Below are 22449 nucleotides of genomic sequence, written 5' to 3'. Positions count from 1 at the left end.
CGCGCCGCCCGTCGCGGCACGCCGAAGGGGGGAGACCGCAGGTGTGCGGTCTCCCCCTTCGGCGAGAAATCCCGGTCAGCGCCAGATCACGTAGAAGGTCCTGCCGGCGTACGACTTCCGGGTGCCGTCCACGCTGACCGCCGTGACGGTGAGGTTCTGAATGCCCCAGTTGTTCGGTACGACGTCGACTGTCGCAGCGCCGTTGACCGCGGGGACGGTCGGCGCCTCGGTGTCGTAGATACCGGCAAAGCTGTACCTGAAGTACGCCGGCTGGAACCCGGGCTCGATCTCGTCCGTGGTGGCGGTGAAGGCGAAGTGCATCGTCTGACCCATGTAGATGGGGCTGGTACTCGGATCCGACATCGTCATGGTGAAGCCGGGATCCTGGCTGGCCCTGAAGTAGCACGGTGTGCTAGCCGGGGAGGTGTGCACCCCGTCGGTGGTGTACGCGTACCAGCTGTACGCGTTGCCCTTGACCACGTCACCCTCGAAGATCAGCGCGGAGACCGGTCGGCCGTCGGGCTGGGCCGCGTCGGTCGCGAACGTCTTGGTGCCCTCCGGGCCGGTCAGGACCATCTGGGTCCAGACCGGCCCGGAGGCGCCGGGAAGCTTGCCCGCGGTCGCACCGAGCTTGGAGGCCCCGAAGTTCGGGATGAACCAGCGACCGGGGCTGGGGGAGTCACAGCCCCCGTCGTCCATCGACAACCCGGTCGGGCCGCCCTGCGGGGCGGTGAAGTAGCCGAACAGGTCGACCACCACGTCCACCGAACCGGCGTTGTTGTAGAAGTTGACGTCCCCGGAGCGGTCGACGGGGACGATCACCGTGTTGGCCACGGTCTCGCCCGCCCTGTAGTTCAGGTTCGAGCTGCTCGGCCGGGGGCTCCCACCCGGGTACACGTCGAGGTGGCTGGCAGCTGTCGGACCGGTCGCCGTCACGTTCAGGACGACGGCGCTCACCTTGCCGGCGGGCAGGGCCGGCTCGTCGCTGACGGACCAGCTCAGGATGCCGCCCTGGCCGACCGGGCGACGTCCCGGGTCCCGGGTGTCCAGGACCCGGGACGGGCCGGTGGAGGTGAAGCCGGAGCCGCTGGGGGCGCCGGTGTAGAAGCCGAACACGTCCACGACCAGGTTGGCCGTGCCGACGTGGTTGTAGAGGTCGACGCTGCCGTCGGCCCCGAGCGGGACAGTGACGAGGTTGGGCACCGTCTGGCCTGCGGTGAAGTTGAGGTTCGAGGTGACCGGCCGGGAGGTGCCGTGCGGGTACACGGTGAGGAAGCTGGAGCCCGTGCTGTCGGTCGCGGTGACGTTGAGCACCACGGCCGTCGCCCCCGCGGCCGGGACACGGTTGCGCCCGGCGAGCTCAAGGTTGACCGTGGCGTCCGCGCCGACCGGTTGCGCGGTGCCGCCCGGACCCGTTGTGCGGGTGTCCAGCGCCCGCGACGGGGTGACCGCCTGGAAAGTGGAGGCCGCCACCGCGGGGTCGTCGGTGTAGTACCCGAACAGGTCGGCGATCAGGTTGGCCGAGCCGAGGTGGTTGTACACGTCGACGTATCCGTTGGACACCGGGACGGTCACCAGGTTGGCCACCGTCTGGCCGGGAGTGAAGTTGAGGTTGGACGTCCTGGGCCGTGACTGTCCGTCGGGGTGGACGGTGACGAAGCTGTCTCCTGTGGTGTCCGTGGCTGTCACGTTCAGGACCACTGCCGTGGCACCGGCTGCAAGCTGGCCGACGGGGAAGCGGAGGGTGCTGTCGCCGCCGAGCGGCCCCTCGGCCGGTACACCGATGGCGGCCCGGGTGTCCAGTAGCCTGGTGAGATCCGTCTGGACGAACCGGCCGGGCTGAACGGCGGCCGGCGGAACGGGGGCACCGGGGGAGACGACCGGTGCGGCGGATGCCGGAACGGTGACCGCGGCGAGGGCGAGCTCGGTTGCGGCGATCGCGAGGCGCAGTATCGTGCGCGGCGGCGACCATGCGCGGGCTCGCCGCGGGTAGGGGGTGGACCGGTCCATCCATGCTCCAGAGATCGCGGGTGGGCGGATCAGGGAGCGAACGATGGCGGACCAGGCACGGTCCGGCCCCGCCACCGGCCGCGTGACCGGTGAACTGTACGAAAGAGTGTTCTTGCAGAGCCCGCCCCCCACCGGAGGGTCACTCCGGCAGCACAAAGTCATACCAGTGGGGTGATCCTCGGGGCTGCCCTCCGCTGATTACCGTTCGGCAACGAAGCGAAGGGGGGCGGCGGGCCATCGGCCCGCCGCCCCCCTTCGCGGGCGGGCGCGGTCAGCCGGTGCCGGTGGCCAGCTCCAGTTCCTCCGTCTCGGCGGGGGCCTCGGGGCGGGCCGGGGGCTTGGGGCGGCGCCCGAAGAGCTCGGCCGGGGTGGGCATCCGGTGCGGGCGGGGCGCGGACGCGGGGGTGGCGGGCTGGTCGGCGCCGGCGTCGGTGCTGCTCATCGGGATCCGTCCTCCAACAGGGATGGGGAGACTGCTCGGGGGTGCGGCGGGGCTCGGTACGGCGACGAGGTGGCGGTGGCCGGTGGTGAGGGCGAGCCGCTCGCGGACGGCGGCCTCGGCGAGTGCGTGGCAGCGGCCGGCCAGTCGTGAGCGGCGGGCCCGTTCGTGCTGGCCGCAGGGCTGGCGGGTCAGTCCGCGCAGTGCGGTGAGGTCCTCGGGGCCGGGGAGGTAGCCGTCGGTGACCGCCTCCTCCAGGCGTTCCAGGTAGCCGCCGGCGCTGCCGGGCAGCGCGGCCCGGTAGCGGCCGAGGTCGGCGAGCAGGAAGGCGCGCAACCGGCCGCCCTCCTGGACGGCCTCGTCGATCGCCTCGGTCAGGCGCAGGGCGTCCTGGACGTCCTCGGCCCACAACTCGGCGCCCGTGGCGGTGAACGGCAGCCCGCCGGGGGCCTGGAGGTGGGCGGGGACGGCAGGGTGCAGGGCTTGGGCGAGGGCGCGGCGCAGCACGCGGACTTCGTCGGCGCTGAAAGCCATGCCGCCGCGCGATCCGTGTGGCGTAGGCATGGGTTGACACTACGTGAGGAATATCCGATTTGTCGGTAACGTCGCGCCGATGCCCCACGTTCGGCCCGCCGAATGTCCCGCCGGGCGTACAGCGGGACATCCGGTGGGTCGTCCGTCCGGCGCCTGCGGCCGGTGCGGTCCTGGCGCCCCTGGGCGGCGTCAGCGCCGCAGCGCCTCCGCGGGCTGGATCCGGGCCGCGCGCCAGGCCGGGTAGACGCCGGCCAGCAGGCCGGTGGCCAGGCCGACGAGCGGCGCGGCGGCCACCGTCGCCGGCGCGACCACCGGGGTCCAGTCGCGGGCCAGGGCCACGCCGAGCACCGTGAGCACCCCGAGCGAGGTGCCGACCAGGCCGCCGACCAGCCCCAGCGAGGCCGACTCGGTGAGGAACTGGCCGGTGATGTGGCGGCCCTTGGCGCCCAGCGCCCGGCGCAGGCCGATCTCGCCGGTCCGCTCCAGGACGGCGACCAGGGTGGTGTTGGCGATCCCGACCGCGCCGATCACCAGGCAGATCCCGGCGAGCAGCAGGAAGAGCTGGTCGAGGTCGGAGGTGACGTTGGACCGCAGGGTGCGCGGGTCCGGCGGCGGTACCGGTTTGAAGTTCTCCGGGTGGGCCGGGTCCAGGGCGAGCGCGGCCTCGCCGGCGATCTGCTGGGCCGCGCCGATCCTGGTGGAGATGATCATCTTCGCCCGTTCCCGGTCGGGCGGGCCCCAGAGCCGCTCGGCGGCCCCGCGCGGCACGGTGACGGAGAGCAGCAGGTCGGCCTTGCGCCGGACGTCGCCGATGATCCCGATGACGGTGAACGGCTTGCCGTCCAGGAAGATCGCGGGCTGGGTTTCGAGCGTGGTGATCCCCAGCCGGGCCGCCGTCGCGGCGCCGAGCACGGCGACCTGCCGGCCGGTGTCGTCGTGCCAGGAGTCGAAGGTCCGGCCCTGGACCAGCTGCGGTTCGGCCGCCGCCAGGACGCCCGCCGAGGCGGCGACCACCGGCACCTGGTCCCCGCCGTTCTGCCGGCCGACCGGCGCGGCCCGGACGGCGCCGGTGGCCTGGCGCACCGGCCAGTAGACGCCGGCCGCCTCGACCCCGTTCAGCCGTTGGATGCGGGCGTCGGCGTCGGCGGGGAAGGAGAGCCGGGTCAGTTCCGGCCGCGGGCCGCCGGTGTCCTCCACGCTCACCTCGGTCGCGCTCAGCACGCTGAACCGGGAGTCGATCTGGGACGAGGTGGTGGCGGTCAGCCCGAGGACGGCGACGAAGGCGCCGACCCCGAGGACGGTGCCGAGGCCGGTCAGCGCCGAGCGGGCGGGCCGCTGGAGCACCCCGGCCAGGGCCTCGGAGAGCAGGTCGCGCAGCGGCAGCCGGGACGGCTCGACCACGTGGGCGCGGCGGCGTGGCCTCATGCCGTGGCCACCTCCCGCAGCACGCCGTCGCGGATCGCCACCGTCCGCCGGCCGCGGGCGGCCACCTGGGGGTCGTGGGTGATCAGCAGGACGGTCAGGCCCTCCGCGTGCAGCTCGTCCAGCAGGGCGAGGACGGACTCCGCGGTGGCGGTGTCCAGGTTGCCGGTCGGCTCGTCGCAGAGCAGCAGCGAGGGTTGTCCGACCAGCGCCCGGGCGATCGCGACCCGCTGCCGTTCGCCGCCCGAGAGGCGGGTCGGCAGGGCGTCCAGCCGGTGGCCGAGGCCCACCTGGACGAGGGCCGAGCGGGCCCGCTCCCGCCGTTCGGCGGCGCCCCGGCGGCCGGGAGCGGACGTGTAGAGCATGGCCAGGGCGACGTTCTCGGCCGCCGAGCGGTGCGGCAGCAGGTGGAAGGACTGGAAGACGAAGCCGATCCGGCGCCCGCGCAGCGCGGTGCGGTCGCCGTCGGGGAGCGCACCGGTGTCGATGCCGTCCAGCAGGTACCGGCCGGTGGTGGGGGTGTCCAGCAGGCCGGCGATGTTGAGGAAGGTGGACTTGCCGGAGCCGGACGGGCCGGTCACCGTGACGTACTCGCCCGGTTCGACGGCCAGGTCGCAGGGCTGGAGGGCGGTGACCGGGGGCGGCCCGGGGTAGGTCAGGCCGACCTGGCGGAACTCGATGACGGGGGCGCTCACGGGGTGCCCGCCCGGTCCGCGTCCTTCACGCCGACGATCACCTGGTCGCCGGGCCCGAGCGAGCCATCGATCAGCGGCCGGACCTCCGCGCTGCCGCCGCCGACCGTGCCCGGGGTGACCTCGACCCGGCGGCGCTGTCCGTTCCCGTAGACCGTCACCACGGTCCTGCCGTCCGCCGTCGCGGAGACCGCCGACAGCGGGACGACCAGCACCGGGCCGGCCGAGGAGGCGGCCCGCACGGTGAGGCGGACGTCCTGGCCGGCCAGCTTCGGGTCGAGCGGGGCGTCCGGCTCGACCACCAGCTGGTAGCCGGCCGGGCCGCCGCCCTGGCCGGTGCCGCCACCCTGGTTGGTGCCACCGCCCTGCTGGCCGCTGCCGCCGGTGCCGCTCTGCTGGGGGTCGCCGGGGGTGTCGGCGACCGCCGTCACCTTGCCGGCGGCCTTGGTCCCGGCCAGCTCGGAGAGGATCTCGACCTGCTGGCCCGGATGGACCAGTCCCTTGTCGGAGACGGACAGCGAGCCCCTGACGACCAGCGCCCCGGCCGAGACCGTCAGCACCTTGCCGCTGACCTCGCCGCCGATCCGGCCGGTGACGGCGTCGACGCGGGCGGGGAAGCCGGAGAGGAAGAGCAGCTCCGCGGCCGGGACCATCGGGCCGGTGGCGGCCCTGACGTCGGCGGCCTTCCTCCGGAGCTTGGCGAGGTCCTCGCCGGCGCGGGTCACCTGCTTCTGGGCGGTGTCGACGGCGGTGCGGGCGGCGTCCGCCGGGTTCTCGCCGGCGGAGCCCGCGCCCCCGGTGCCGGCCCCGGCACCCGTGGAGCCCGCACCCGCGGTGCCCGCACCCGTGGTGCCCGCACCCGCGGTGCCCGGCGCGCCCCCGGCGCCGTCTCCCGCAGCAGCACCCGCGGCAGCACCCGCAGAGGCACCCGCGGCGCCCCCCGGGGCGGCCGTCGCGGAGGGCTGGGCCGGGGCGGACTGCCGGGCCCGCTGGGCGGCCACCGCGTCGTCGTACCGCCTCTGGGCGGCCTTCAGCGCGTCCTTGGCGTCGGACAGTGCCCGTTCGCCGCCGGTCACCGCGTCCTGGGCGGCCGACACCTGGGCGTCGCCGTCCGGGGAGGCGGGCAGCGGGTCGTAGCCGCGCGCCGCGTAGAAGGCCTGCACGGCGGCCTTGGTCGCCGCGCCGTAGGTGCCTTCGGGGTCGTCGTCCGAGCCGAAGCCCAGTTCCTTCAGGGCCTGCCGGAGCTGCTTGACGTCCTGTCCGGTGGCCCCGGGCCTGAGGTCCCGGTAGACGGGGAGGTCGCCCTTGAGGGCGAACACCGGCCGCCCGGCCACCTCCAGCACCGACTGCCCGGCCCGGGCCTGGTCGCCGGCCTTCAGCGGCAGCTTGGTCACCACCGGCTTGGCACCGGCCCCGCCCGCTGCGCCGCCGGCCGGGGCCACGTCCACCGACTGGCCGGCGCTCACCAGTCCCCGGACCACCACCGAGTCGGTCAGCACCCGCTTCTCCACCGGTGCGGTCAGCACGTCCGCCGGCGGCGGCTTGCTCTCCGCCGCCGCCTGCGCGGGCGACTTGATCACCAGTGAGGCGGCCAGCCCGCCGCCGGAGAGGGCCACCGCGGTCGCCACCACGACCAGGAGCAGCCGCCTGCGCCGCCGCAGCCCGTGGCGCCCGGAACCGTCCTCCCATGGCTCCGGCCCGTCGGCCGGCCCGTCCCCGGCCGTTTTGACCGTCCCGGCCTTCCCCTCGAACTCCGTCACGCCCCCACCCTCGATCCGGCCCCCCGGGCCACGTTTCACGACTGGGTCAACCAGGCTTGTATACAACACCATTGACGGAAGATCAGATGGCCTGCCGTCCGGGAAGAGGAGCCGGGCCGCGGCCCCCGCCGCACCCCCGCCGACCCCCCGCCGACCCCTCCCGGCCGAACCCCCGTCGTCCCCGCGGACCCGAGCCCGGCGGACCTCTGTAACATCCCCGGGCCGCCGCCGGTCATTCAGGTGTAGGGGAAAACGACGCAGGGGAGCCCGGCAGATGGCACGAGAAGGTCAGCTTCGGACGGCAGGGGGCCGGGCCCGGGACGAGGACTTCCGGGCCTTCGCGGCGGCGCGCACCCCGAACCTGTACCGCACCGCCTGCCTCCTGACCGGCGGGGACACCCACCTGGCGGAGGACCTGGTCCAGGAGGCGCTCGGGCGGATCTACGTCCAGTGGCACCGCACCTCCTGGTTCACCCCGCGCGCCCGGATCGACAACCCGGCCGGGTACGCGCACACCGTGCTGGTGCGGGCCTTCCTCTCGCACCGCAGCCGCCGCAGCAGCGGCGAACAGCCCGTCGAGGCCGTCCCGGACGGCGCCGCCCGCGAGGGCGACCCGGCGCTGCGGCTGACCCTGGTCGACGCGCTCGCCAGGCTCGCGCCGCGCGACCGGGCGGTCCTCGTCCTGCGCTACTGGGAGGACCGCAGCGTCGAGGAGACCTCCGAGATCCTGCGCAGCAGTTCGGGTGCGGTCCGCACCCGGACGGTCCGGGCGCTCGGCCGGATCCGCGCGGTCCTCGGCGACGGTCTCGACGCACTCGCCGAGCGCTGAGAGCCCGAGCCGGACCGATTCACACCCAACACTCGACACACTCGACCGACCTGGAACGGTGGTTCAGCATGCCCGCAGACCGGGACCTTCCCGACACCCAGTACGAGCAGGACTTCGCCGAGGCGATCAGCCGTGCGGGGGAGGTGTTCCACGCCGAGACCACCCCGCTGGTCGACTCCGGCTGGGCGTACGGCCGCCGGCTGCGCCGCCGCCGGCGGGCGTCGGTGCTGGCCGGAGCCGCCGCACTGGCGCTGATCGGGGTCGGTGGTGTCGCCGCCGGCTCCCTGAGCGGCGGCGGTGTCGCCGCCAGCCCGGCCTCCGGGGCCTCGGCCGCACCGGTCTCCGGCCAGGAGTTCCTCGGCATGCTGACCGAGCTGCTGCCGGCCGGCACCATCGACATCGGCACGACCGGCGAGGCCCGGGGGACGGAGAGCGGCACGCCGCAGGCACGGTTCACCTACGACGACGGCCACGGCCAGGCCCAGATCCTGTTCTGGGTCACGCGCACCCCCGACGCCATGGTCCCGGCGCCGGGCTGCCCCGAGCCCCAGGTCCTGGCCGCGGGCGGCGACACCTGCACCGACACCACCCTCGCGGACGGCTCCCAGCTGATCGTCTACCAGGCGGGCACCCGGGCCGACGAGCCGGCGGGCAGCAAGACCTGGTCGGCGAAGCTGTACTCCAAGGCCGGCTACAGCCTGATGATCCAGGAGTGGAACCGCAAGCCGCTCGACCGGGGCACCCCGGTCACCCGTACCGCCCCGCCGCTGACCACGCAGCAGCTCTCCGCGGTGGCCACCGACTCGCGCTGGGCGGGGGTCGGCGCGGCGCTCCCGTCGCCGGTGCAGCCGCCGCGCGGGCCATCGAAGCCCACCGGCCCGGCCAAGCCGACCGGCCCGGCCATCCCGAGCGGCACCCCGGCCACGCCGACCGCCCCGGCCACGCCCCGGGACGGCAACCCGGCCGTCCCGCCGGCCCTGCAGGCGCCGGCCCCCGTGCCCGGTGCCGGTTCGCCGGAGAGCATGGCCGCCGCCGCGACCGAGGCCGCCAAGCGGTGACGTCGGCGGCTCAGGCCGTCGGGCGGTTGCGCTCGTACACCAGGCGCAGGCCGATGAGCGTCAGCCAGGGCTCGTGCACGTCGATCGTGGCGGCCTCGCCGAGGACCAGCGGGGCCAGCCCGCCGGTGGCGATGACCTGGACGTCGTCCGGGTCCTTGGCGAGCTCCCGGGCCATCCGGTCGACCAGGCCGTCGACCTGGCCGGCGAAGCCGTAGAGGATGCCGGACTGCATGCCCTCGACGGTGTTCTTGCCGATGACGTTGCGCGGCCGGGCCAGCTCGATCTTGCGCAGCTGGGCACCGCGCGCGCCGAGCGCCTCCACCGAGATCTCGATGCCGGGGGCGATCGCCCCGCCGACGTAGTCGCCGCGGGCGTTGATCGCGTCGAAGGTGGTGGCGGTGCCGAAGTCGACCACGATGCACGGGCCGCCGTACAGGTGGTTGGCGGCCAGCGCGTTGACGATCCGGTCGGCGCCGACCTCCTTGGGGTGGTCCATCAGGACGTGCACGCCCGTCTTCACCCCGGGCTCCACGATGACCGCGGGGACGTCACCGTAGTAACGGCGCGTCACCTCGCGGAACTCGTGGAGCACCGAGGGGACGGACGAACAGATCGCCAGGCCGTCCACCGCGGCCTCGTTGACCGCGGTGTGCGAGCCCATCAGCCCCTGGAGGAGCACCGCCAGCTCGTCGGCCGTGCGGCGCGGATCGGTGGAGATCCGCCAGTGCTCGGCCACTTCCTCGCCGTCGAACAGGCCGAGTGTGGTCTGGGTGTTGCCGACGTCGATGGTGAGCAGCATGGGTGCCTTCTGCGTGAGGGGCGATCAGGTGATCAGGCGCGCAGGTCGAGGCCGATGTCCAGGATCGGCGAGGAGTGCGTGAGCGCGCCCACGGCCAGGTAGTCGACACCAGTCTGGGCGACCTCGTGCGCGGTGGCCAGGGTCAGGCCGCCGGAAGCCTCCAGCCGGGCCCGGCCGGCCACCAGCGCGACGGCCTCCTTGAGCTGCGGGACGGTGAAGTTGTCCAGCAGGATCAGGTCGGCCCCGGCCTCCAGCACCGGCGGGATCTGCTCCAGGGTGTCCACCTCGACCTCGACCGGCAGGTCGGGGTAGGCGGCCTTGACGGCCCGGAACGCCTCGGCGACGCCGCCGGCCGCGACCACGTGGTTGTCCTTGACCAGGGCCGCGTCGGAGAGCGCCATCCGGTGGTTGGCGCCGCCGCCGCAGCGGACCGCGTACTTCTGCAGCGCCCGCAGGCCCGGGGTGGTCTTGCGGGTGTCGCGGACCACCGCGCCGGTGCCCTCCAGGGCGTCCGCCCAGGCGCGGGTCGCGGTGGCGATGCCGGAGAGGTGGCAGAGCAGGTTGAGCGCGCTGCGCTCGGCCGTCAGCAGGTCGCGGGTGCGGCTGCGGACGGAGAGCAGCACCTGGCCGGCCTCGACCCGGTCGCCGTCCTGGACGTGCCGCTCGACCTCGAACTCCTCCTCGCAGACCAGCGAGACGACGGCCTCGGCGATCCGCAGGCCGGCGACCACGCCGGCCTCGCGGGCGGTGAAGTCGGCGGTGGCGACGGCGTCGGCCGGCACGGTGGCGACCGAGGTGACGTCCTCGCCGCCGGCCAGGTCCTCGGCCAGCGCCAGGGAGGCGATGTCCTCGACCTCGACCGGGTCCAGGCCGGCCTCCTCCAGCAGCTCGGCGAGCTGCGGGTCGAGGCCGGTCTCGTAGCCCTCGCCGTCCCCGCAGGCGCAGCCGTCGCCGCAGCCGCCCTGGGAGGCCAGGGGGAGTTCCTCGTGGGAGTGGGTCATGGTTCTACTGCTCCTCAGGGGTGCTGACAAGGTCGCCGGAGGCGGTGAGCGTGGTGATCAGGTGGCGCCGCCAGCCGGCGTCGTCGCGTTCGGGGAAGTCCTCGCGCCAGTGGCAGCCGCGGGTCTCGGCACGCTGTGCGGCGGCCTCGACCAGGGCGGTGGCGACCAGCAGGAGGTTGGCGGCCTCCCAGGTCTCCACCCGGGGGTCGGCCGGCTTCTCCTCGGCGGCGTGCGCGCAGGCCTGCCCGGCGAGCCCGGCGAGGCCGGCCGCGGTGCCCGCCATCGACGCGGCCGAGCGCAGCACGCCGGCTCCGTGAGACATCAGCCGCTGGATCTCGGCCCGCGCCTCGGGCGCGGGCAGCGGCACCGCGTGCGCGGCGCGGGCGGCCGCGACGTCCACCGACCGCTCGGGCAGCCGGCCCGCACGGTGCAGGTCGGTCAGGTCGGCGGCGATCCGCTCGGCGAAGACCAGGCCTTCGAGCAGCGAGTTGGACGCCAGCCGGTTGGCGCCGTGCACGCCGGTGCAGGCCACCTCGCCGCAGGCGTAGAGGCCCGGGACGTTGGTGCGGCCGTGGAGGTCGGTGCGGATGCCGCCGGAGGCGTAGTGCGCGGCCGGGGCGACCGGGATCGGCTCGGTGACCGGGTCGATGCCGTGCGCGCGGCAGGAGGCGAGGATGGTCGGGAACCGCTGCTCCCACATCGCGGCGCCGAAGTGCCGCCCGTCGAGGTACATGTGCTCGGCGCCCTGGAGCTGCATCTGCCGGGTGATCGCCTTGGCGACGATGTCGCGCGGGGCGAGCTCGGCCAGCTCGTGCTGCCCGAGCATGAAGCGGGTGCCGGCGGCGTCGACCAGGTGGGCGCCCTCGCCGCGGACCGCCTCGGAGACCAGCGGCTGCTGGCCCTGGGCCTCCGGGCCGAGCCAGAGCACGGTCGGGTGGAACTGCACGAACTCCAGGTCGGTGACCTCGGCGCCGGCCCGCAGCGCCAGTGCCACGCCGTCGCCGGTGGAGACCGCCGGGTTGGTGGTGGCCGAGAAGACCTGGCCCATGCCGCCGGTGGCGAGCACCACCGCGCGGGCCCGGATGGCGCCGACGCCGTCGCGCTGGCCCTCGCCCATCACGTGCAGGGTCAGGCCGGCCGCACGGCCGTCGGCGTCGGTCAGCAGGTCGAGGACGAGGGCGTGCTCGATCAGTTCCAGGCCGGGGTCGCTGCGGACGGCCGTGACCAGTGCGCGCGATATCTCGGCGCCGGTGGCGTCCCCGCCCGCGTGCGCGATCCGGCGCCGGTGGTGGCCGCCCTCGCGGGTGAGCAGGATCTCGCCGGCCTCGTCGCGGTCGAACGCGGCGCCGGTGGCGATCAGCCGGCGGACGGCGTCGGGGCCCTCGGTGACGAGGGTGCGCACGGCCTCCTCGTCGCAGAGCCCGGCGCCCGCCACCAGGGTGTCGTCGAGGTGCTGCTCGGGGGTGTCGCCCTCGCCCAGGGCGGCGGCGATGCCGCCCTGGGCCCAGCGGGTGGAGCCGTCGTCGAGCATCGCCTTGGTGACCACCACGGCCCGCAGGCCGGCCTTGCGGACGTTGAGGGCGACGGTGAGGCCGGCCACGCCGGAGCCGACCACGACGACGTCGGTGGTGGTCGTCCAGCCGGGGGCGGGGGCGGCGAGGCGGTGCGTGACGGACATGGCGTTCAGTGGCTCCTTCAGCGCGCGGCGGTCGGGGCCGCGTCGTTGCCGTCACCGTACGCCTTGTCACCGCGGAGCAGCCCGGTGCCCTCCCCGGCCTCGGCGGGGTCGCCGCCCATGCCGGTGATCCGGTTGGCGGCGTCCACGAAGACGACCTTCGGCTCGTAGCCCTTGGCCTCGGCGGTGTCCATCTGCCCGTAGGCGATGAGTATGACGAGGTCGCCCGGGTGGACGAGGCGGGCGGCGGCACCGTTGATGCCGATCACGCCGGAGCCGCGCGGGCCGGCGATGGTGTACGTCTCCAGCCGGGCGCCGTTGTTGATGTCGACGATGTGGACCAGCTCGCCGGGGAGCAGGTCGGCGGCGTCGAGCAGGTCCTCGTCCACCGTGACGGAGCCGACGTAGTGCAGGTCGGCCTGGGTCACGGTGGCCCGGTGGATCTTGGACTTGAGCATGGTGCGGAGCATGGGGTCACGCCTCCTGTGAGTGCATGCCTAGTGGTGCTTCGGATACCGGATACAGCGGCGGACGGTTCTGGGCCTGCCGCCCGTCCCGTCCGGCGGACGGTTCCGGGCGTGCTGCCCGTCCCGCCCGGCGGACGATTCTGTGCTTGTCGCTCATCCGCCTAGCGGCAGATGACGTGGACGTTGTCGATCAGGCGGGTCGAGCCCACCTTCGCGGCGACGGCCAGCACCGCCTCGCCCTGGAAGTCGTCCGCGGCCTCGGTGAAGTCGTGCGGGTCGATCAGGGCGAGGTAGTCGAGGGTGACGCCTTCGGCGCCGCCTTCCTCGATCGAGGAGGCGATGACGGCCGCGGCGGCCTCGCGCACGGCCTTCGGGCCCTGCGCGGCCGCGTCGCGGCCGGCGAAGAGCGCCTTGGAGAGGGCGAGCGCGCGCACGCGGTCCTCGTCGGAGAGGTAGCGGTTGCGGGAGGAGAGCGCCAGGCCGTCCTCCTCGCGGATCGTCGGCACGCCCACGATCTCGACGTCGAAGTCGAGGTCGGCCACCATCCGCTGGATGATCGCCAGCTGCTGGGCGTCCTTCTCGCCGAAGAAGGCGAAGTCCGGGTCGGTGATGTGCAGCAGCTTGGCGACCACGGTCAGCACGCCGTCGAAGTGGCCCGGGCGGGTGGCGCCCTCGTAGCGCTCGCCCATCGGGCCGGCCGCCAGGCGCACCTGGGGCTCGCCGTTCGGGTAGACCTCGTCGACCGACGGCGCGAAGACCACGTCGGCGCCGTTCTCCTCGGCGAGGCGCACGTCCTCGTCCAGGGTGCGCGGGTAGCGCTCCAGGTCCTCGTCGGCGCCGAACTGCAGCGGGTTGACGAAGACGGTGACGGCGACCCGGCCCTCCCGGCCGACCTGCTTGCGGGCGGCGCGGATCAGCGCGGCGTGGCCCTCGTGCAGCGCGCCCATGGTCATCACGACCGCGTTGTCCACCGGCTGCTCGTCCGGCCAGAAGGCCGCCTCGAAGTCGGCGACGGTGTGCGTGACGACGGCCCGGTGGACCTTGGGTGCCCGCTGGGCCTTGCCCGGCTGCTTGCCGCGTGCCATGTGGTCAGCTCTCCTCGTTCAGTACGTCCAGCAGCGCCGCCGCCGACGCTTCGTCGATCGTCCCGTGCGCGAGTGCCCGCTGGGCGGTGGCGCGGGCCATCGCCCGGTAGGCGGCCGGGATGTCCGGGGACACCGTACTGAGCTGCGCCAGGTGGCGCCGAACGGTGCCGGTGTCGCCCCGGGCGACCGGGCCGGTCAGCGCCGCGTCGCCGGAGCGCAGGCTGTTGTCCAGGGCGGCGCCGAGCAGCGGGCCGAGCAGCCGGCCGGGCTCGGCGACCCCGGCGGTGCGCAGCAGCTCCAGCGCCTGCGCGACCAGGGTGACCAGATGGTTGGCGCCGTGCGCGAGGGCCGTGTGGTAGAGCGGGCGGACGCCCTCCGGCACCCACTCGGGCTCGCCGCCCATCTCTACCACCAGCGCCTCGGCGACCGGGCGCAGCTCGTCCGGGGCGGTCACCCCGAACGGGCAGCCGGCGAGGCGGGCCAGGTCGACGGAGGTGCCGGTGAAGGTCATCGCGGGGTGCAGCGCCAGCGGCAGCGCCCCGGCCCGGGTGGCGGGCTCCAGGACGGCGACGCCGTGCGCGCCCGAGGTGTGCACGACCAGTTGGCCGGGCCGGATCGAACCGGTCGAGGCGAGGCCGGCCACCAGGTCGGCCAGCGCGTCGTCGGGGACGGTGAGCAGCACCAGGTCGGCGGCGGCGAGCACCTGCGGCGGGGTGACGATCCGCACGCCCGGCAGCAGCGCGTCGGCGCGGCGGCGGGAGGCGGCGGAGACCCCGGAGGCGGCGACCACCCGGTGGCCGGCGAGCTGGAGGGCGGCGCCGAGCGCGGGGCCGACCCGGCCGGTGCCGACCACGCCGACGGCGAGCCGCGCGGGGCGGTTGCCGGGGTCGGCGGGGTCGCCGAAACCGTCGGCGAGCGGGGCGAAGTCGGCCGGGGTGAAGTCGGCACTGTCGGACGTACTCACGGCTCGGCCCTGGTCCTCACTCTCCGTTCCGGTCCTCTTCGGGTACCGGACGCACCGGCCCATTCTACGGGGGCGGCCCCGGGCGGATTCAATCAGTGGCGCCGGCCCGGACCAGGCCCGCCTCGTAGGCCAGGACGACGGCCTGGACCCGGTCGCGCAGGCCGAGCTTGGCCAGGATCCGGCCGACGTGGGTCTTCACGGTGGCCTCGGAGAGCACCAGCCGGGCGGCGATCTCGCCGTTCGACAGGCCCTGGGCGACCAGCAGGAAGACCTCGCGCTCGCGCTCGGTGAGCGGGCCGAGGGTGTCCGGGCCCGCTGCGCTGGCCGGGGTGGGCAGCACCTCGGCGAAGCGGTCGATCATGCGGCGGGTGGTGGTCGGCGCGACCACCGCGTCACCGCCGTGCACCGCGCGGATCGCGGCCACCAGCTCGGTCGGCGGCACGTCCTTGAGCAGGAAGCCGCTGGCCCCGGCCTTGAGCGCGGCGAAGGCGTACTCGTCGAGGTCGAAGGTGGTGAGGATGAGGACGTGCGGGGCGTCCGGCAGCGGGCTGCCGTCCTCGGCGAGGCAGATCCGCCGGGTGGCCTGCACGCCGTCCAGGCGGGGCATCCGGACGTCCATCAGGATCACGTCCACCTGTGTCTGCTTCAGCTTCTCCAGGGCCTGCGCGCCGTCGCCGGCCTCGGCGGCGATCTCGATGTCGCCCTGCGACTGCAGGATCATCCGGAAGCCCGTACGTAGCAGCTCCTGGTCGTCGACGAGCATCACGCGGATGGTCAAGGTGGCTCCTAGGTTGGTGGCGGCGACGAGGTCGGCGGGGTGGCCGGGTCAGTGTGCCGTCTTGAGGGGCAGGACGGCACGGATCCGGAAGCCGCCGCCGGGGCGTGGCCCGACGTCGAGGCTTCCGCTGACCATGCCGACGCGCTCGCGCATGCCGATCAGGCCGTGGCCCTGGCCGTCGATGCCGCCGGTGGCCAGCTGCTCGTCGGTGGAGCCGCGGCCGTCGTCCTCGACCAGGACGGCCAGCTCGCGCTCGCCGAAGTCGACCGAGACCCGGGCGTGGACGTCGGGGCCGCCGTGCTTGCGGACGTTGGTCAGCGCCTCCTGGACGATCCGGTAGACGGTCAGCTCGACGCCGCGCGGCAGCTCGCGCGGGTTGCCCGAGGTGGCGAAGTCCACCTGGAGGCCGGCCGTGCGGACCTGGTCCAGCAGCTCGGGCAGCTCCTCGACGCCGGGCTGCGGCACGTACTCCTCGGCGGTGTCGGCGGTGCGCAGCACGCCCAGCAGGCGGCGCATCTCGACCAGCGCCTGGCGGCCGGTGGAGGCGATCGTGCCGAGCGCCTCCTTGGCCTGCTGGGGTGAGTTGTCCAGGACGTAGGCGGCGCCGTCGGCCTGGACGATCATGACGGAGACGTTGTGCGCGACCACGTCGTGCAGCTCGCGCGCGATCCGCGCCCGCTCGGCGGCGACCGCCACCTTGGCCTGGGCGTCCCGTTCGCGCTCCAGCCGGGCGGCGCGGTCCTCCAGCTCGACCAGGTAGGCGCGGCGCACCCGGGTGAGCCGGCCCCACGCCCAGCAGAGGATGAACGGGGTCGACATCAGGGCGGAGACCAGCAGGAACTCGGCCGTGCTGCGGTGCTGCCCGTGCCAGACGCCGTCGTCGTCCGTGTAGCCGGACGGGAAGCGCCCGAGGACCAGCGGCCCCGCCAGCAGTCCGCCGGCCAGGCTGAGCCGCGACGTCCAGACCGCTCCGAAGGCGGCGCCGGTGTAGGCGAAGACCAGGTAGCCGATGCTGGAGGCGCCCACCGGCACGCCGAGCGCGACCTGGAGCAGCCCGACCGCGCCGGCGACGCCGACGGTCAGGTTCGGGAACCGGCGGCGGAACACCATCAGCAGCGGGATGACGACCGCGATGGCGTAGTAGACGCCGAGCTTCCAGCCCGTGGCGTTGGTGCTGTCGGGCAGGAGGCCGAGGAAGAGCACCAGCGACGCCCAGGCGGAGTCGACCACCATGGGGTGACGGCGGAGCCAGGCGTTGAGTCGATGCACGTCTCAAGCGTAGGCAGTCGCGCAGCGTGCCCAGGTCCGCCGGGAGGGCGATCCGTCCTACTCCCTAGGTCGGAGAAGCCCCGCCTCCGGTTGGGAGGGTGCGTCCGGATCCCGGTAGCGTCCCGGCACATGACGTGGATGCGGTGGCGGGCCGCCATGGAACAGGCCCTGTACGACCCGGACGGCGGCTTCTACCGCAGGCCGGAGGGCCCGGCCGGGCACTTCCGCACCTCCGTGCACGCCTCCCCGCTGTTCGCCCGTGCGGTGGCCCGGCTCCTGCTGGAGGTGGACGCGGCCCTCGGCCGTCCGGAGGAGCTGGCCTTCGTGGACGTCGGGGCGGGCCGCGGCGAGCTGCTGACCGGCGTGCTGGCCGAGCTGCCGGACGCGGTGCTCGCGCGGCTGCGGCCGTACGGCGTGGAGATCGCCGACCGGCCGGACGGCCTGCCGTCCACAGCCCTGTGGACGGACGAGGTGCCGCGCGGGGTCAGCGGGCTGCTGTTCGCCAACGAGTGGCTGGACAACGTGCCGCTGGACTCCGGCGAGGTGGACGAGGACGGGGTGCTGCGCTACGCCGAGGTGGACACCGCGACCGGCACCGAGCGGACGGGCGGGCCGGTGGACGCGGCGGACGCCGCCTGGGCCGCCCGCTGGTGGCCGGTCGACCACCCGGGGGACTTCGTGGAGCTCGGCGGGCCCCGGGACGCGGCCTGGGCCCACGCCGTCGCCGGGCTGGAGCGCGGCCTGGCCGTCGCCGTCGACTACGGGCACACCGCCGGGCGGCGCCCGCTGTTCGCCACCCTGACCGGCTTCCGGGCCGGCCGCGAGGTGCCGCCGGTGCCCGACGGCTCCTGCGACGTCACCGCGCACGTGGCGCTGGACGCGGTGGCGGTGCCCGGTCTCCACAGCCTGTGGACGACGCAGCGCGACGCCCTGCGGGCGCTCGGCGTCAGCGGCGCCCGCCCGTCGCTCGCCCTGGCCTCCATCGACCCGGTGGCCTACCTGCGGGCGCTCGGCGGCGCCGGCGAGGGTGCCGAGCTGACCGACCCCGCGGGCCTGGGCTCGTTCGGCTGGCTCGCGCAGGCCGTCCGCATGCCACTGCCCGAGATCCTGAAGGGGCCGGAGAGCTTGGAGATGATGCCGGGATGGCAGACTCTGGGGTCATGAGGGAGACCACGGTCGGCATCGGGGCGGGAGCCGAGAACTTCACGGGCGAGGCGGGCACCACCGACATGGTGCTCAACATCGGCCCGCAGCACCCCGCGACCCACGGCGTACTGCGCCTGAAGCTGGTGCTGGACGGCGAGCGGATCGTGTCCGCCGAGCCGGTGATCGGCTACATGCACCGCGGCGCGGAGAAGCTCTTCGAGGCGCGCGACTACCGGCAGATCATCATGCTGGCCAACCGGCACGACTGGCTCTCCGCCTTCTCCAACGAGCTGGGCGTGGTGCTGGGCGTCGAGCGGATGCTCGGCATGGAGGTGCCCGAGCGCGCGGTCTGGATCCGCACCCTGCTCGCCGAGCTGAACCGGGTGCTCAACCACCTGATGTTCCTCGGCTCCTACCCGCTGGAGCTGGGCGGGATCACCCCGATCTTCCACGCGTTCTCCGGCCGCGAGGACCTCCAGCACGTGCTGGAGGAGGCCTCCGGCGGCCGGATGCACTACATGTTCAACCGGGTCGGCGGCCTCAAGGAGGACCTCCCGGCCGGCTGGCTCGGCCGGGTCCGCGCCGCGGTCGCCGTCGTCCGCTCCCAGCTGCCGGTCTTCGAGGACCTCGTCCTCGGCAACGAGATCTTCCGCGCCCGCACCGCCGGCGTCGGCGTGCTGAGCAGGGCGCACGCCGAGGCGTACGGCGTCAGCGGGCCGATCGCGCGCGCCAGCGGGCTCGACTTCGACCTGCGCCGCGACGAGCCCTACCTCGCGTACGGCTCGGACGAGCTGCGCTCGGTGCTGACCGTGGTCACCCGCGAGGAGGGCGACTGCCTGGCCCGCTTCGAGTGCCTGCTGGAGCAGACCGTCAACGCGCTGGACCTCGCCGACGCCTGCCTCGACAAGCTGGCCACGCTGGCGCCCGGCCCGGTCAACCTGCGGCTGCCCAAGGTGCTCAAGGCCCCCGAGGGCAGCACCTACGCCTGGACGGAGAACCCGCTCGGCGTCAACGGCTACTACCTGGTGTCCCGCGGCGACAAGACGCCGTGGCGGCTCAAGCTCCGCTCGGCGTCCTTCAACAACATCCAGGCGCTGACCGAGCTGCTGCCCGGCACCCTGGTCGCCGACATGGTGGCGATCCTGGGCTCGATGTTCTTCGTCGTCGGGGACATCGACAAGTAGGGCCCGGTCGCCCGGGCCCCGCCTGCGCCGTCTACTTCTGCTTCTTCTTCGGCCTGGCCGGATCGGCCGGGTGCGGGGCCACCTTGCGGTCGCCCCTGGTGGCGATCCGCTGCTCGCAGAGGCCGGTCAGCACCTCGTACGCGGCCCGGCCCATCAGCTCGGTGAGCTCGGGGCGGTAGCTGACGTACACCGGGTCGGCGCCGGTGTGCGCCTCCGGGCTGCCGGTGCACCACCAGTGCAGTTCGTGGCCGCCCGGACCCCAGCCGCGGCGGTCGTACTCGCCGATGGTGACCTGGAGGTAGCGGGTGTCGTCCGGGCGGTCGATCCAGTCGTAGGTGCGGCGCACCGGGAGCTGCCAGCAGACGTCGGGCTTGGTCTCCAGCGGCTCCCGGCCCTCCTTGAGGGCGAGCGCGTGCAGGGCGCAGCCGGCGCCGCCCGCGAAGCCCGGGCTGTTGACGAAGATGCAGGCGCCGTTGACGCGGCGGGTCTGCCGGTCGCCGTCCTCGTCGAGCATGGTGATGCCGTCGTCGGCCTTGATCCGCCCCTTGGCGTCGGTGCCGTGCGCGAAGTTCTCCCAGATCTCGGGCGTCAGCCGGGCGGCGTGGCCGGCCACGCGCTGCTCGTCGTCCTCGTCCGAGTAGTGCGCGCCGAGCGTGCAGCAGCCGTCCGACTCGCCGCGGCCCTCGCGGATGCCGTGGCACCCCTGGCCGAAGATGCACGACCAGCGGGAGGTCAGCCAGGTGAGGTCGCAGCGGAAGACCTGCTCCTCGTCGTCGGGGTCGGTGAACTCGACCCAGGCGCGCGGGAAGTCGAGCGGGACCTCGGTACGCAGGGTGGGCATCGCGAGGTCGACCGCGGTCGACCCGGTCTTGGACTTCTTCTTGGACGTGTCTGCTGCTGCCACCCGGCAAGGGTAGAGCCTCGGCGGCGGTGGGAACCGCTCGTGACGTGGGCGTTCACGGCGATTTCACCGCGTGACGGCCCGGGCGCCGGGCGCCGGTGGGCGTGAAGGCGGGGTGAAGAGGTCCCCGGCGGCCTGCGGACCCGCCCGGCGGCGGCCCTAGGATGGCGGCCGGTCCGCTACGGGGAGGTACGGGGATGGCCAGCGGCAGCAGCACCGGTGCGGGCGGAGGCGGCAGGTTCGTCATCAAGCCGTGGGAACTGCACGGCGAGGGGCGGGAGTTCGAGAAGATCTCGCAGGACTTCGGGAAGGCCGCCACCGCTCTGGAGCAGTCGCTCGCCGCGCTCGGCAGCCCGTGGGGGCTGGACAAGCCGGGCAGCGGGTTCGCCGCCGTCTACAAGGACGCGCACGGGGGCCTGCTCGGCGGGCTGCGCGGGCTGGCCGGCCGGCTCGGCCAGGTCGGCTCGGGGCTGCACTCCATGGCCGAGCGGACCGCGGACGCCGACACCTCGGCCGCGACGGGCTTCGGCGGTGCGGCGGCGCCGGGCGGGAGGCCGGGCGCAACCCCGGCGGGCGGAAAGACCGTCCCCAAGGACATGTCGGCCTGACACCGGGCCCGTCCGTGTCGTGCCGCCGCCCTCGGCGGACGGCCCGCGACGGCCCGCACACCACGGCCCGCACGGCGCGGGCTCCGCGGCTCCCGGAGCCCGCGGTTCCCGAGGCCCGCAGTGCCCGAAGTCCGCACGTCGACGTCCGCACCGTCCGGTCCGCGCGTCGAATTCCGCACGTCGAAGGGGGAGGCACGTGTCCCGGAAGCTGCCCGAGGAGCTGGCACCGGTCCTGGCCAGGACCGGTCACCAGTGGCCGCAGGCCGACGAGGACGGGCTGCGCAAGGCGGCCGGGCTCTGGCGCGAGTTCGGCATCGAGGCCGAGCGCCTCGGCAAGCGCGGCGGGGACTCCGCCAAGCGGGTCGCCGGGGACAACTCCGGCCGCGCGGTCGAGGCCTTCGAGGCGTACTGGCAGGCGTTCAGCGGGAGCGGCAAGGGGCACCTGGACGACGCCCACTCCGCCACCGGCCTGGTCGCCGGCGCCTTCGACCAGGCCGCCCGGGCCGTCGACAGCTGCAAGGGCGACATCGTCGCCACCCTCACCGAGCTGGCCGCCGAGCTGAAGAAGGCCGAGGAGCAGGCGGCGGAGGCCAAGCAGGCCGCCGCCGAGGTCGCCGCCGCCACCGCGACCACCAAGGACGGCGGCGCCGCTCCGGGCGGCGTCTTCGGCGGGCTCCAGCAGGGCGTCAACGCCCTGGCGGGCAAGGTGCAGAATGCCGCCACCGAGAAGGTCGCCGAGGTGGCGGCGGCGGTCGCCGTCGAGGCCGCGAAGCTGAAGATCGGCGGGCTGCTGGACGAGCTCGGCCGGGCCATGAAGGAGGGGCTGAGCGGCACGCTCAAGGAGCCCGCCGTGGTCGCCCTGCTGCGCCTCGGCCCGGCCGTGGGCCCCGGTGGCGTCCGCCCGGCCTCGTACACCACCGGCCCCGGCGGCGCCTTCGACCCGGTGGCGGCCGGCCTGCCGGTGGCGCTCGGCGAGCCCGGTGTCCTCGGCGCGGGCGGCGCCGGGCTGACGGTGCTGACCGGCAGCGACGGCAAGCCCGTGATCGGCGAGGACGGCAAGCCGGTGGTCGGCGTGCCGGGCCTCTCGGTGAAGGTGGACGGCACGGGCAAGCCGGTGCTGGACGAGCACGGCAACCCGGTCATCGTCCGGGCCGACGGCACTCCGGTGGCCGACCCCGGCGGCCTGCTCGTCGTCCAGGGCGCGGACGGCAGGCCGGTGGTCGGGGTGGAGGACCTCACCGTGAAGCTCGACGAGCACGGGCGGCCGGTGCTCGGCAAGGACGGCCGGCCGGTGCTGACCGACAAGGACGGCAAGGAGGTCGTCGTACCGCTCTCCGACCTCGCGGCGGCCGGCCACGGGAACGGCCACGGGCCGGACGGCAGGCCGGGCGGCCCGCTCGCGGACGGGCCGGGCGCCGTGCTGCCGGGCACCCCGGGCGCCCCCGCGGCACCCGGGGCGCCGGGGGCCGGGCCGGACGACGTGGTGGCCATGGCCGGCGTGGACGGCGGCGGGCACGGCAGGGGCGCAGCCGTGGCGGGCTCCGACGGCCCCGGCGGCTCGGGCGGTCCCGGCGCGGACGCGTCCGGCGCCGACGGCGGCCGGGCCCCCGTGCGGACCGGCCCGGTGACCGGTGGCGGGGACCGGACCCCGCCGCCCGCCCAGGCGGACGGCCCGGCGCGGCCGACCGCCCCCGCGCACCACGGCGGCGGGAGCGGCGGCGGCCCGTCCGACGGGGACTACACCCTGGCGCCGGCCGCCCCGGCCCCGGCCCCGGCCTCGTACGCCAGCGGCGGCGGTGCGCCGGTCACCGTGCGGACGGACTCGGTG

General features: G+C 74.8%; 19 protein-coding genes and 1 pseudogene. 6 read left to right on the top strand and 14 right to left on the bottom strand.

Features of this window, described 5'->3' with window-relative positions:
• Positions 1-75: 75 nt before the first annotated feature.
• The 5 genes from J5Y04_RS21170 to J5Y04_RS21150 form a co-directional block, all read right to left on the bottom strand.
• Positions 76-2010: a hypothetical protein gene (locus J5Y04_RS21170; protein ID WP_209413648.1), complete on the bottom strand. Its 1935-nt coding sequence runs from the start codon at positions 2008-2010 to the stop codon at positions 76-78.
• 271 nt (positions 2011-2281) lie between these two features.
• The gene (locus J5Y04_RS21165) at positions 2282-2983 is read right to left on the bottom strand and encodes a hypothetical protein (RefSeq protein ID WP_245205162.1); all 702 of its coding nucleotides are present in this window, start codon (positions 2981-2983) and stop codon (positions 2282-2284) included.
• A 189-nt stretch (positions 2984-3172) separates the two neighbouring features.
• Positions 3173-4408, bottom strand: a complete 1236-nt coding sequence (locus J5Y04_RS21160) for an ABC transporter permease (RefSeq protein ID WP_209413646.1) — start codon at positions 4406-4408, stop codon at positions 3173-3175.
• Entirely contained in the window at positions 4405-5100 is a 696-nt protein-coding gene (locus J5Y04_RS21155) for an ABC transporter ATP-binding protein (protein WP_209413645.1), read from the bottom strand. The genes J5Y04_RS21160 and J5Y04_RS21155 overlap by 4 nt, the downstream gene beginning before the upstream one ends.
• Positions 5097-6857, bottom strand: a complete 1761-nt coding sequence (locus J5Y04_RS21150) for a peptidoglycan-binding protein (RefSeq protein WP_209413644.1) — start codon at positions 6855-6857, stop codon at positions 5097-5099. Before J5Y04_RS21150 ends, J5Y04_RS21155 begins: the two co-directional genes overlap by 4 nt.
• A 274-nt stretch (positions 6858-7131) precedes the next feature.
• Here J5Y04_RS21150 and J5Y04_RS21145 point away from each other — a divergent pair, with 274 nt between their 5' ends.
• Both J5Y04_RS21145 and J5Y04_RS21140 read left to right on the top strand, forming a co-directional pair.
• Positions 7132-7686, top strand: a complete 555-nt coding sequence (locus tag J5Y04_RS21145) for a SigE family RNA polymerase sigma factor (protein WP_209413643.1) — start codon at positions 7132-7134, stop codon at positions 7684-7686.
• Between the two features lie 68 nt (positions 7687-7754).
• On the top strand, positions 7755-8744 hold the full coding sequence (locus J5Y04_RS21140; protein ID WP_209413642.1) for a hypothetical protein: 990 nt from the start codon (positions 7755-7757) through the stop codon (positions 8742-8744).
• A 10-nt stretch (positions 8745-8754) separates the two neighbouring features.
• Here the strand turns inward: J5Y04_RS21140 and J5Y04_RS21135 are convergent, their stop codons facing one another.
• The 8 genes from J5Y04_RS21135 to J5Y04_RS21100 form a co-directional block, all read right to left on the bottom strand.
• Positions 8755-9543: a type III pantothenate kinase gene (locus J5Y04_RS21135; RefSeq protein WP_148644227.1), complete on the bottom strand. Its 789-nt coding sequence runs from the start codon at positions 9541-9543 to the stop codon at positions 8755-8757.
• A 32-nt stretch (positions 9544-9575) separates the two neighbouring features.
• Entirely contained in the window at positions 9576-10544 is a 969-nt protein-coding gene (gene nadC / locus J5Y04_RS21130) for a carboxylating nicotinate-nucleotide diphosphorylase (protein ID WP_209413641.1), read from the bottom strand.
• A gap of 4 nt (positions 10545-10548) precedes the next feature.
• The gene (locus tag J5Y04_RS21125) at positions 10549-12222 is read right to left on the bottom strand and encodes an L-aspartate oxidase (protein WP_209413640.1); all 1674 of its coding nucleotides are present in this window, start codon (positions 12220-12222) and stop codon (positions 10549-10551) included.
• 17 nt (positions 12223-12239) lie between these two features.
• A complete protein-coding gene (gene panD, locus J5Y04_RS21120; RefSeq protein ID WP_209413639.1) occupies positions 12240-12689 on the bottom strand; it encodes an aspartate 1-decarboxylase in 450 nt (149 codons plus the stop codon).
• A gap of 158 nt (positions 12690-12847) precedes the next feature.
• A complete protein-coding gene (gene panC / locus J5Y04_RS21115; RefSeq protein ID WP_209413638.1) occupies positions 12848-13771 on the bottom strand; it encodes a pantoate--beta-alanine ligase in 924 nt (307 codons plus the stop codon).
• Positions 13772-13775: 4 nt separating this feature from the next.
• Entirely contained in the window at positions 13776-14735 is a 960-nt protein-coding gene (locus J5Y04_RS21110; protein ID WP_374106066.1) for a Rossmann-like and DUF2520 domain-containing protein, read from the bottom strand.
• A gap of 88 nt (positions 14736-14823) precedes the next feature.
• A complete protein-coding gene (locus J5Y04_RS21105; protein ID WP_209413636.1) occupies positions 14824-15513 on the bottom strand; it encodes a response regulator transcription factor in 690 nt (229 codons plus the stop codon).
• A 48-nt stretch (positions 15514-15561) separates the two neighbouring features.
• Positions 15562-16746, bottom strand: coding sequence for a sensor histidine kinase (locus tag J5Y04_RS21100; RefSeq protein WP_245205171.1), 1185 nt, complete (start codon positions 16744-16746; stop codon positions 15562-15564).
• A gap of 165 nt (positions 16747-16911) precedes the next feature.
• Here J5Y04_RS21100 and J5Y04_RS21095 point away from each other — a divergent pair, with 165 nt between their 5' ends.
• Together J5Y04_RS21095 and J5Y04_RS21090 are read left to right on the top strand one after the other, a co-directional pair.
• Positions 16912-17946 (top strand): SAM-dependent methyltransferase, encoded by a 1035-nt coding sequence (locus J5Y04_RS21095; protein ID WP_209413634.1) that lies wholly within the window; start codon positions 16912-16914, stop codon positions 17944-17946.
• Positions 17943-19112, top strand: a complete 1170-nt coding sequence (locus J5Y04_RS21090) for an NADH-quinone oxidoreductase subunit D (RefSeq protein ID WP_148644236.1) — start codon at positions 17943-17945, stop codon at positions 19110-19112. Before J5Y04_RS21095 ends, J5Y04_RS21090 begins: the two co-directional genes overlap by 4 nt.
• A gap of 31 nt (positions 19113-19143) precedes the next feature.
• Here the strand turns inward: J5Y04_RS21090 and J5Y04_RS21085 are convergent, their stop codons facing one another.
• Positions 19144-19953, bottom strand: a complete 810-nt coding sequence (locus J5Y04_RS21085) for a hypothetical protein (protein ID WP_209413807.1) — start codon at positions 19951-19953, stop codon at positions 19144-19146.
• 257 nt (positions 19954-20210) lie between these two features.
• Here J5Y04_RS21085 and J5Y04_RS21080 point away from each other — a divergent pair, with 257 nt between their 5' ends.
• Both J5Y04_RS21080 and J5Y04_RS21075 read left to right on the top strand, forming a co-directional pair.
• Positions 20211-20621, top strand: a complete 411-nt coding sequence (locus J5Y04_RS21080) for a hypothetical protein (RefSeq protein ID WP_209413633.1) — start codon at positions 20211-20213, stop codon at positions 20619-20621.
• Positions 20622-20817: 196 nt separating this feature from the next.
• Positions 20818-22449, top strand: a pseudogene (locus J5Y04_RS21075) (hypothetical protein); the annotation flags it as partial.

Origin of the sequence: Kitasatospora sp. RG8, from assembly GCF_017813315.1 — a bacterium.
Classification (GTDB): domain Bacteria; phylum Actinomycetota; class Actinomycetes; order Streptomycetales; family Streptomycetaceae; genus Kitasatospora.
This window is presented reverse-complemented; position numbering and strand designations above follow the sequence as displayed.